Below are 9,372 nucleotides of genomic sequence, written 5' to 3'. Positions count from 1 at the left end.
CGCCCGCTCAGCATGTCGCCGAGCGAGGCCGCCGGCGCCGTGGCCAGGGTCTGTTCGTCCACGACGTCCGTCGCGATTACCGAGGCCCGCTGGCTGATGCCATAGGGCGCGCCCGTGACGATAATATCGCCCAACTCCGCCGGGGCTTGCGGAGCGGACTGCGCGGCGGCGGCGCCTGCCAGAATCGTGGAGCCTGCGGCCGCCATGAGCAGGGATCGCGAGACGCTTGAGGGACGCATGAAAAAACTCTCAGCCTGGGGAGGAAGTGACTTGTTACGAGATAACGTCACATAGGCTTTGCGCAATCAAGAACCCGACGACGATTTTGTGTCGGGCGTGTCTCCAGGGGCGCCGCCGGCCGGAGACGAGTCGTGGACTATCTTGAAGGGGAAAATGGCGCACCCGACAGGATTCGAACCTGTGACCTCTGCCTTCGGAGGGCAGCACTCTATCCAGCTGAGCTACGGGTGCGTCGGCCGGCGCGACGCCGGAACAGGCCGCTTACAGCATGGCGCAAGCGGCCTCAATCCCGAATGCGCGGATGACGACCGGATGGCCGCCACCAATCACCGACAAGGAAGGCCGCCGGCCTCAAGCAGCGCGATGCGCGATAGGCCCAAAAAGAATGCAGTAGCGCGCTCGCGCCCTACTGCGCCGTCATGCCGCCGTCGATCTTGAACTCGGACCCCGTGACGAACTTGGATTCGTCGGACGCCAGATAGAGAACGCAGTAGGCGACGTCGTCCGGTTCGCCGATCCGCTTCAAGGGAATGCCACGCGAGAGGCGCTCGTGCGCCTTGTCCTCGTCCCCGCCGGCCATGGCGATGAAGGGATCCAGGATCGGCGTCTTGATGAAGACGGGATGGACCGAGTTGCAGCGTACGTTCCATTCGGCCTTGGCGGCCTCAAGCGCCAGGGTCTTGGTGTACATCCAGACCGCCGCCTTGGTGGCGTTATAGGCGCCCATGCCGGGGGCGGCCGCGAGCCCTGCAATCGAGGAGATGTTGATGATCGAGGCCGGAGCCGAGGCGCGCAGATGCGGCATGGCGTGTTTGGCCCCCAGCATGATGGAGCGCAAATTGATCTCGTACTGACGCTGCCAGTTCTCGACCGTGTCCTGTTCGACGAAGGCCAGGGGGCCGCCGACGCCGGCGTTGTTGACCAGCACCGACAGGCCGCCGAGATCGGCGACGGCGGCGGCGATCACGCCTTTCCATTCGGCCTCGCTGGCCACGTCGTGGGCATAGGCGAAGGCGGCGTCCGGAATTTCCGCATTGATCCGGCTCGCCAGGGCTTGAGCGCGTGCGGCGTCGATGTCGGTGACGGCGACGCGGGCGCCTTCGCGGGCCAGCATGAAGGCCATGGCTTCGCCCAGGCCGCCGGCCGCGCCGGTGATCAGGGCCGTCTTGCCGGCGACGCGGCCGGAACGCGCGGAGCCGCTCACGACTTCACCCCCATGCCGGCGGCGGCGTCGTCAATGAAGCGGGCCAGGGTCACGTCCTTGTCCGTCACGCCATCGGCGTCGTGGGTGGTGAGCAGGATCTCGACCCGGTCGTAGACATTCGACCATTCGGGATGGTGGTCCATCTTGTCGGCCATCAGGGCGACGCGGGTCATGAAGCCGAAGGCGGCGTTGAAATCCGCGAACGTCAGCGTCCGCGTGATGGCCGGGCGATCGCCGTCATGCGCGCGCCAGGCGGGCAAATCCTTCAGCGTTTCCGCTACGTCAAGCCGTGTGTCGGTCATCGCGTTTCCTCTTTTTCCATTTTGCGTAGGGCGCCTGATGGATGGCGGCAAGCGGCGAAGCCGCGCGGATCCGTCCAGGGAACCCATGGTCAAGCTTGTGCATTGAGCGAGCAGCGATCGTCGCTCTTCGGCGTCATCGGTCGCCAGCGGGGTTAGGATGGAAAATCTCTGGATCGCCGCCCTGGATGCGGCCGACCGCAAGCGGATCGAACCGCATTTGAAAGAGCGCGAGATCACACGCGGCCAGATGCTCTATGACGCCGGCGAGGCGGTCGATCAGGTGTGGTTTCCGATCAAGGGCGTGGTGTCGCTGATGACCATCCTGCCGGATGACAAGATGGTGGAGACGGCCGCCATAGGGCGCGAAGGCCTGATCGGCGTGACCTGCGGACCGTTCAACGCCCGCGCCGCCAGTCGGGCCATTTCCCAACGCGACGGGATCGCGGCCCATTGCTCGGCCGAGGTGTTCGGCGAGGCGCTGGAAGACAGCGAGACGCTGCGCTCGGCCCTGTCGCGCTTCACCGAAGGCTTGATGGCGCAGGTGCAGCAGGCAGCCGCTTGCAACGCCCAGCATCGGCTGGACGAACGGTTGGCCCGCTGGCTGCTGATGCTTCACGACCGGGCCGAGGACGACCGGATCGATCTGACGCAGGCCGATATCGCCGGCATGCTGGGCGTGCGTCGCGCCACAGTGTCGGAGGTCGGCACGGTGCTGGAGCGCAAGTCGCTGATCCAACGGGGACGCGGCTGGGTCAGGGTCCTGGATCGCGACGGCCTGGAGGCGGCGTCGTGCGGCTGTTACGGCCTGATGCGCGACGTGATGAAGGATTTGAAACTGCCGCAGCCCGAAGCGGCCTGATCGGGTGTCTCATCGGATGACGGGGGCGCTGCGACGCGCTAGACGACGACTATGACCGACGCCTCCTCCCACGGCCCGCATTCGTCGGGCGATCGTTCTTCCTTCGGCTTTCGCGACGTGGATGCGCGCGAGAAGGTGAAGATGGTGCGCGGGGTCTTCGATTCCGTCGCCTCCAACTACGATGTGATGAACGACCTGATGAGCGTCGGCGTCCACCGCATCTGGAAGGACATCGCCGCCACCAAGCTGAATCCGCGTCCGGGCGAAACCATTCTGGACGTCGCGGGCGGCACCGGCGACATGGCGCGTCGCTATTCCGCGATGGCGCGCGCAGCCCAGGAGCGGCGCGGAGGCGAGGACGCTAATGTCATCGTGCTGGACTACAACGCCGAGATGATCCTGGCCGGCGTCCACAAGGGCGGCGAACCGGAGATGCAGTGGAGCGTCGGCGACGCCATGAACCTGCCGCTGCCGGACGCCTCGGTCGACGCCTATTCGATCAGTTTTGGCATCCGCAACGTGGCCCATATCGACAAGGCCTTGGCCGAGGCGCGCCGGGTGCTGAAGCCGGGCGGTCGGTTCCTGTGCCTGGAGTTCTCGCGCCCCACCACCACGCCGATCCGCAAGGTCTATGACGCCTGGTCCTTCCACGCCATTCCGCGCATCGGCGGCTGGGTCGCCAAGGATCGCGACAGCTATCAGTATCTGGTCGAGAGCATCCGTCGGTTCCCCGATCAGAATACGTTCAAGGGCATGATCGAGGACGCCGGCTTCCGCCGCGTGTCCGTCACCAATCTGTCGGGCGGGATCGCCGCCATCCATCACGGGTGGGCGATCTGACCAGCCGGATCTATCGCACGGCCCCGCCGCCGCCCGCGACGGTCGCGGTCCAGAACCCGGTTGCGTCCTTCCTGCGCCTGCTGGGCTGGCTGTGGGTCCTGGCGCGTCATGACGCCCTGATCCCGCGCGAGGTGACCCATCTGCTGCCGGCCTGGACGCGGCCGTTCGCCCGGTTCGTGCAACTGTTCTCAGGTCGGGCCGGGCGTCAGGGGCGGCCGGGCCAGAGGCTGGGCAAGGCGTTCGAGCATCTGGGCCCCGTGGCGATCAAGCTGGGTCAGGTCCTGGCGACGCGCGCCGATATCTTCGGGCTGGAATTCGCGCGCGATCTTGGCCGGTTGAAGGACGCCCTGCCGCCGTTCTCTCTGGAAGAGGCGCGTCGCGAGATCGAGAAATCGCTGGGTCGTCCGGCCCAAAGCCTGTTCATCGACCTCAGCCCGCCGGTCGCCGCCGCCTCCCTGGCCCAGGCGCACCGCGCGACCCTGGCCGATGGGCGGGCCGTCGCGGTCAAGGTGCTGCGGCCGGGGGTCGAGCGGCGGGTCGCCAATGGCCTGGATTCGATGCGTCTGGCCGCCCGGCTGGTCTGGCGGCTTGTGCCGATGGCGCGGCGTCTGGAGCCGTCCGCCTTTGTCGAAACCATCGCCAACTCGCTGGATCTGGAGTTGGACATGCGGCTGGAGGCCGCCGCCGCCAGCGAGATGGCCGAGGTGTTGGCCAAGGACGGATATATGACCGCGCCGGCCGTGATCTGGGACGGGGTGGGCAAGCGCGTGCTGACGTTGGAGTGGGCGCAAGGCGTGCCCATGACGGATCCGGCGCTGCTGGACCTGCCCGGACTGGACAAGGATCAGTTGGCCGACAATGTCGTGCGCGCCTTTCTGGTCCAGGCTTTGGACCACGGGGTGTTCCACGCCGACCTGCATGAGGGCAATCTGTTCGCCAGCGCGCCAGCCCATCTGACGGCGATCGACTTCGGCATTGTCGGGCGATTGGGACCGGCGGAGCGGCGCTATCTGGCCGAGATTTTGTGGGGCTTCATCAGCCGCGACTACGACCGGATTTCGCGCGTGCATTTCGAGGCCGGCTACGTCCCGCCGCACCACTCGGTCGAAACCTTCGCCCAGGCGCTGCGCGCGGTCGGCGAGCCGGTGATCGGCCGCGCCGCCAGCCAGGTGTCGATGGGCCGGCTGTTGGGCCAGTTGTTCGAGATCACCGCCCTGTTCGACATGCGGCTGCGGCCCGAATTGATCCTGCTGCAAAAGACCATGGTCTCGGTCGAGGGCGTGGCGCGGCGGCTGCAACCCGATCACGATCTGTGGAAGGCCGCCCAGCCGGTGGTCGAACGCTGGATCCGCCGCGAGCTGGGACCGCAGGCCCAAGCGCGTGATGCGATCAACGAAATGATCGCCGCCGCGCGCGCCATCTCGCGCCTGGTTCAGGAGCTGCCGCGCCCGGCGGCGGTGGTCATCGAAAAGTCGGGAACTCCGGCTTGGGTGACGGCTTCAGTCACGGTCGCGGTCATCGCGGCTTTGGCGGCCCTGGGCCTTTCGCTCTGGCCCTATCTGACTTGACCGGAGCTTTCGCTATGAAGCCGACCTTGATGAAGACCGCTATCGCAGCCGCCGTCTTGCTGGCGCCCGTGCCCGCCTTGGCTCAGGCCGCCGCCGGCGCCGTGCCGAACGGCTTCGACCGCCCAGCTCGAGCCGCAGCGCCTCAAGCCCGTCCCGCCGCTGCGCCAGCAACGGCGTCCGCGACGGCGTCCGCCGCTCAGGCTCCCGACATTGCCCGTTCGGAGGAGGCGCTGCGCGCCGTCATCGCCAGCGCCCAGGGGACCGGCTTCGACTATTCGGATTTCACGACCGGCCTCGGAACCCAGATCCGTCAGCAGGAGGCGCAGGTGGTCCCGCTGATCAAGGGCTTCGGCGCCGTCAAGACGGTCGAATACGTCAAGCAGGAAGGCGAGGCCCAGATGTTCAAGGTCACCTTCGACAATCAAGTCACCGAATGGCTGATCGGCTTCGACGCCGAGGACAAGATCGCCGCCCTGCTGTTCCGCCCGGCCGAGAGCTGACCGTCAGTCCAGCGAAGGCTTGCCGCGGCCCGACTTGATCGAGGCGCGGGTCGTCTTGGCCTTGAGCCGTCGTTCCTTCGACGCCTTGGTCGGGCGGGTCGGCACGCGATAGACAGGGCGGATCGAGGCCTCGTCGACCATGGCCTGAAGCCGTTCGATGGCGTCGGCGCGATTGCGCTCCTGGGTGCGGTGACGCACGGCGGTGATCAGGATCACGCCTTCCAGCGTCAGCCGGCTGCCAGCCAGCTTCATCAACCGCGCCTTGACCGGATCGGTCAGCGACGGCGAGTTCTTCACATCGAACCGCATCTGGACGGCGGTCGAGACCTTGTTGACGTTCTGCCCGCCCGGACCGCCCGCGCGGTAGAAGTGAAACTCGAGCTCGTCCTCGGGGATGACGGTGGTCATGTCGCCGCCTTGCGCGCCTTGACCACGGCCTGGTCCAGCGCTTGCAAGAAACGCGAACGGTCGGCGGCCGAGAACGGCGGCGGACCGGATGTGGCCACGCCCATTGACCGCAGATGCTCGCCCACCATCCGTCCCGCCAGCGCCGAGCCGATGGAGTCCGGGGTGAAGGGCTGGCCGTTCGACTTCAGCGCCTGGGCGCCCGACTTCAGACAGCGGTCCGCCAAGGGGATGTCGGCGGTGATGACCACGTCGCCCACGCCCGCCCGCTCTGCGATCCAGTCGTCGGCGATGTCGGGGCCGGCGTCCACCACCACCTGTTCGATCAGCGGCTCACGCGGAACCTGCATCCAGGTGTTGGAGACGACATAGGTCTTCAGCCCATAGCGGCGGGCGACGCGATACACCTCTTCCTTCACGGGGCAGGCGTCGGCGTCGATGTAGAGCACGGTAGGCATGGGCCTGACCTAGCGCGGACGCGGCCAATGAAAAAGGGCGGGACCGTGCGGCCCCGCCCTTTGCCTTCAGACCAAAGCGGTCCTTAGTTGCGATAGGCCGGCGGCATCGGCGTCTGCTGGCGATAGCGGTCGCGCAGCATCAGCGGGCGGCTGGTCAGGGGCTGTTCGACGCCATTGACAAAGACGGCCGACGGCTGGCTGAGCGGCTCCAGCGGATCGCCGGACCAGACCACTACGTCGCCCGCTGCGCCCGGCGCGATCTGGCCGAACTGGCCCGCCATGCCGAAGATTTTGGCCGGATTGACCGTCAGAGCCGCTATGGCCGCCTCGTAAGGCAGGCCGTGCGAGACAGCGTTTCCGGCGTTGTAGCGGGCCTCGCGGGCGCGGTGGGTCGAGCCCTCGTTGCCCTTGATGGCGATGACAACGCCCGCCGCGTTCAGAGCCGCTGCGTTTTCCGCCCGCGCCGCCCGCATCTCGAAATCGCTGGGCAGGTTGGAGATGGGGTTCAGCAGCACCGGCACGCCGGCTGCGGCGATGTCGCCGGCGACCAGCCAGCCTTCCTCGGCGCCGTCCAGGATCAGCTTGATCCCTTCCTCGCGCGCCAAGCGTAACACCTGCTGAATGTCCGAGGCGCGGTGGACGGTCACGATTAGCGGCATCGTCCCGTTGGCGACGGGGATCAGAGCCTCGAGATCGGCGCGCGACAGGCTGAGGTCGCGCAGGCCCGCCCGCTCATAGGCCGACTTGTTGCGGGCATAGAGGCGGACTTCCGACAGCGTCTCCTTGAACAGGACGAACTGCGCGCCGCGCGCGCCTCCGGCGATGCCGGCTCCGGCCTCGCCGAAGGGGGCGACCATGGCCACGCGCGGCTTGACCAGGATGTTCGAGCCCTGGCCCAGATTGATGATCGCCGCCTGACCCGCGAACAGGCCCGGCGTCTGATAGCCGCCGTCGCCGGCGCCGGCCGTCTCGTCCTCATGGACATGGCCGCCGGAAGAGCCGGGATGCTGGGGCATGACGATGGCGCGGGTGATGCCGCCCAGCCGCGCCACCGGCAGGGTGAAGGACCAGGGGTCCAGACCGTACGAGATGTCGAAGGCGGCGCTGAGGGTATTGGCGCTGTTGCGCAGTTCGTTGGTGCCGCTGACCGAGCCGACCTCGTTCCCGGCCAGGCCGGAATCCACGGCGACAAAACCGGGCGCGACCGTCTTGCCCGCTGCGTCGATGACGCGGGCGCCGGACGGCGCGCCGCCTGAGCCCACCGAGACGATCTTGTTGTCGCGGATCACCACCGTGCCGTTTTCGATGACAGAGTTGCCGGTCAGGATGCGCCCGCCGACGATGGCGACGGTTTCCTGCGCAAGAGCAGGGGCGGCGAGCGACAGGGCCGCGACGGCGCCCGCGAGGATGTGAGACAGGCGCATCAGCGGGCTCCTTCCGTGACGTTGGCGGCGGTCAGGCCATAGCCCGGCTGACCCAGTTCGAAGTCGCTGGTCGGCTGATAGGCGGGGTTGCTGCGATCAAAGGTCAGGGCGCCGTCGATGAAAACCTGATCGGCGCGGGCGTAGATCGAGAAGGGATCGGCGCTCCAGATCACCACGTCGGCGCGCTTGCCGGGCTCCAGCGACCCGGTCTGGTCGGCGATGCCGATGGCCTTGGCGGCGTTGGAGGTGATCCAGCCGATGGCGTGCTCTTCGGAAATGTTCAGCCCGGCGCGTCGACCGGCCGACAGGGCGGCGGCCGCTTCCTGGTTCAACCGTTGGGTCAGCTCGGCGTCGTCGGAGTGTATGACGGCGCACGATCCCTGTTGGGCGTCCACCAGGGCGGCGTTCTCCTCGATGGCGTCCAGGGCCTCCATCTTGAAGCCCCACCAGCCGGTCCACATGGCCGCGCAAATGCCGCTGGCGGCCAGTTGCGGCGCCAGCTTGTAGGCTTCGGTGGCGTGGTGGAAGGTCGTGATGCGGTAGCCGAACTCCTTGGCCATATCCATCATCAGCGCCATCTCGTCGGCGCGATAGCAGTGGTTCTGGATCAGGATCGAACCGTCCAGAACGCCCATCAGGGTTTCGTTCTGCAGGTTGCGGGTCGGGGCGGCGCCTTCGCCGTCCTCGCGCCACTTGTCCCATTTGGCCTTGTAGTCGCGCGCAGCGATGAAGGCGGCGCGATAGCCGGCCATATTACCCATGCCCGTTGCCGGGCTCTGGTTGCGGCCGCCATAGACGCGCGACGGGTTCTCGCCGCAGGCCATCTTGACCGTATAGGGGGCGGCCGGGAACTTCAGCCCCTGCATGGTGATCGAGGGCACGTTGCGGATCGTGACGCCCCGGCCGCCGAACAGATTGGCCGAGCCGGGCAGGATGTGAAGCGTGGTGACTCCGCCGGCGCGGGCGGTGTTGAAACCGGGGTCCTGGGGCCAGAGCGAATGTTCGGCCCAGACCTGGGCGGTGTTCGGGCTGGTCGCCTCGTTGCCGTCGCTCATGCCGCTGACGCCGGGAGACGGATAGACGCCCAGGTGGCTGTGCACGTCGATGACGCCGGGGGTGACATAGCGGCCGCGCGCCTCGACAACGCGATAGCCGGAAGGGACGGGGGTCGAGGCGTCGCCGACGGCGCCGATCTTGCCGTCAGTGACCACGACCACGCCGTTCTCGATCTTGCGATCCGTGCCGGTCAGGACGGTTGCGCCGACCACGGCGAAGTTCTCACGCGGCAGGGGCTGATAGGTGGAGGGATAGGGATCCAACGTCGTCGCGGGGTCCAAGCCGGCGGCCAAGGTCTGCTCCTTCGACGGTTTCGCGGCCGTATCGTCAGGGGTCGAGCTAGTGGTGGCGCAGGCCGACAGGCCCAGCACGGCGCATGTAATGGCCGCGAGGCTGACGCCCCGCAGATGATGTCCGATCATCGAAATCCCTCTCCCGCGATGCGTCAGCCCCGACGCCGCTTGTGATCGGCATAGAAGGGCGTTCGGCCGCGACCGTCAAAAGGTTTCGGCGTTC

At 67.3% G+C, this 9,372-nt stretch carries 10 protein-coding genes, 1 tRNA gene and 1 pseudogene; 4 read left to right on the top strand and 8 right to left on the bottom strand.

Annotated elements, in window-relative coordinates; genetic code table 11:
- From RT123_RS09135 to RT123_RS09120, 4 genes and pseudogenes are all read right to left on the bottom strand, one after another.
- Window positions 1-239, bottom strand: a pseudogene (locus RT123_RS09135) (TonB-dependent receptor); the annotation flags it as partial.
- A 155-nt stretch (window positions 240-394) separates the two neighbouring features.
- Window positions 395-471 (bottom strand) — tRNA-Arg (locus tag RT123_RS09130).
- A 175-nt stretch (window positions 472-646) separates the two neighbouring features.
- The gene (locus tag RT123_RS09125; protein WP_066553678.1) at window positions 647-1,444 is read right to left on the bottom strand and encodes an SDR family oxidoreductase; all 798 of its coding nucleotides are present in this window, start codon (window positions 1,442-1,444) and stop codon (window positions 647-649) included.
- Complete coding sequence (locus tag RT123_RS09120) at window positions 1,441-1,746, bottom strand: 4a-hydroxytetrahydrobiopterin dehydratase (protein WP_082854180.1); 306 nt, start codon at window positions 1,744-1,746, stop codon at window positions 1,441-1,443. The genes RT123_RS09125 and RT123_RS09120 overlap by 4 nt, the downstream gene beginning before the upstream one ends.
- A 157-nt stretch (window positions 1,747-1,903) precedes the next feature.
- On the opposite strand from RT123_RS09120, the gene RT123_RS09115 reads away from it, so the two are divergent.
- From RT123_RS09115 to RT123_RS09100, 4 genes are read left to right on the top strand one after another with little or no spacing between them, the layout of a single operon-like run.
- The gene (locus RT123_RS09115) at window positions 1,904-2,605 is read left to right on the top strand and encodes a Crp/Fnr family transcriptional regulator (protein WP_055754686.1); all 702 of its coding nucleotides are present in this window, start codon (window positions 1,904-1,906) and stop codon (window positions 2,603-2,605) included.
- 51 nt (window positions 2,606-2,656) lie between these two features.
- Window positions 2,657-3,445 carry a class I SAM-dependent methyltransferase gene (locus RT123_RS09110; RefSeq protein WP_313008825.1) on the top strand — a complete coding sequence of 263 codons (789 nt, stop codon included), beginning with the start codon at window positions 2,657-2,659 and terminating at the stop codon, window positions 3,443-3,445.
- On the top strand, window positions 3,433-5,013 hold the full coding sequence (gene ubiB / locus RT123_RS09105) for a 2-polyprenylphenol 6-hydroxylase (protein WP_313008824.1): 1,581 nt from the start codon (window positions 3,433-3,435) through the stop codon (window positions 5,011-5,013). Before RT123_RS09110 ends, ubiB begins: the two co-directional genes overlap by 13 nt.
- Before the next feature lie 14 nt (window positions 5,014-5,027).
- The gene (locus RT123_RS09100) at window positions 5,028-5,513 is read left to right on the top strand and encodes a hypothetical protein (protein ID WP_313008823.1); all 486 of its coding nucleotides are present in this window, start codon (window positions 5,028-5,030) and stop codon (window positions 5,511-5,513) included.
- Window positions 5,514-5,516: 3 nt separating this feature from the next.
- Here RT123_RS09100 and arfB read toward each other — a convergent pair whose 3' ends face one another.
- The 4 genes from arfB to RT123_RS09080 form a co-directional block, all read right to left on the bottom strand.
- Window positions 5,517-5,921, bottom strand: a complete 405-nt coding sequence (arfB, locus tag RT123_RS09095; protein ID WP_017505001.1) for an alternative ribosome rescue aminoacyl-tRNA hydrolase ArfB — start codon at window positions 5,919-5,921, stop codon at window positions 5,517-5,519.
- On the bottom strand, window positions 5,918-6,376 hold the full coding sequence (locus RT123_RS09090) for a YaiI/YqxD family protein (protein ID WP_055809473.1): 459 nt from the start codon (window positions 6,374-6,376) through the stop codon (window positions 5,918-5,920). The genes arfB and RT123_RS09090 overlap by 4 nt, the downstream gene beginning before the upstream one ends.
- Window positions 6,377-6,459: 83 nt before the next feature.
- The gene (locus RT123_RS09085) at window positions 6,460-7,800 is read right to left on the bottom strand and encodes an amidohydrolase family protein (RefSeq protein WP_313008822.1); all 1,341 of its coding nucleotides are present in this window, start codon (window positions 7,798-7,800) and stop codon (window positions 6,460-6,462) included.
- Complete coding sequence (locus RT123_RS09080; RefSeq protein ID WP_313008821.1) at window positions 7,800-9,278, bottom strand: amidohydrolase; 1,479 nt, start codon at window positions 9,276-9,278, stop codon at window positions 7,800-7,802. Before RT123_RS09080 ends, RT123_RS09085 begins: the two co-directional genes overlap by 1 nt.
- Window positions 9,279-9,372 lie beyond the last annotated feature (94 nt).

The organism is Brevundimonas vesicularis (genome assembly GCF_032067225.1).
GTDB classification, from domain to species: domain Bacteria; phylum Pseudomonadota; class Alphaproteobacteria; order Caulobacterales; family Caulobacteraceae; genus Brevundimonas; species Brevundimonas vesicularis_F.
Note: the sequence above shows the minus strand (reverse complement) of the source record. Positions and strands in the feature narration are given on the sequence as shown.